Genomic DNA, 809 nt, shown 5'->3' on the forward strand with positions numbered 1-809 from the left:
TAAAAAGGCCACCTTCCGTGGCCAGAAAGTGACCGTTGACGCGGTGAATATGCCGCCCAGAGTGCTTTAGCCGCTCAGAGACGAATTGATCAGCGGTTCCTTAAGAACTAACACGCCTGCGGGGCGCAAATACGCGAATGAAGAAAGCGTAAGGCAAGCTGTGGAAGACGGCTCACTAGCAATCATTGGTGCGTGGGCAGAATTACCGCCTGAACTCGATAAAAAAAGCAATGCTGCTGAATTCCACAAAGCTCAGATCGAAGATCAAGAAGGTGAAGAAGTAGATATCCCTCTTGGAAGGCATGATGGGCAAACATTTAAAGTCCCCTCGTTAATATCTAGCGTTTACGCTTTATGCAGCAACTTTACTGAAAACTTAACAAAGTACTTCTTTTTTCCAAAAAGTCAGTTCCCAGTGCTACTTAGAGATGCACTTGTGGATGCTGAGAAAGCGAATGAAGACTATTTCAAAAAAGAACTACTTTACTACGGAAGAATAAAGAAATTTACACGACTAAGCTCAAGAAATGTTATCAGGCTAGAAAATGAAAAATTCGACGAATTCAACGTTTTTACCTATCCTGAGCACGATGAAAGAAGACACATTGATAAAACATCCATAGGTAAAACACTAATTGTGCATGGCGCGCTAAAGGAACATGGCAATGAGCCTAGAATAATGGTTGAACTATGGGGCCAATATGGGCTCTTCGACGCTGAGTGTGGAATTCATTCCCTGAGCCAGGCCAGAATATAGTCTCCACAACGGCAGCAGGTATGACATGGACGGCACCCAAATTCTGACTCTC

General features: G+C 43.9%; 1 protein-coding gene. It reads left to right on the forward strand.

The features are described from left to right. Nucleotides 1–85 precede the first annotated feature (85 nt). A complete protein-coding gene (locus IE091_RS18345) occupies nt 86–757 on the forward strand; it encodes a hypothetical protein (protein ID WP_189464328.1) in 672 nt (223 codons plus the stop codon). The last annotated feature ends 52 nt before the right edge of the window (nt 758–809 follow it).

This window comes from Vreelandella hamiltonii (assembly GCF_014651775.1).
In the GTDB taxonomy this organism is placed as follows: Bacteria; Pseudomonadota; Gammaproteobacteria; order Pseudomonadales; family Halomonadaceae; genus Vreelandella; species Vreelandella hamiltonii.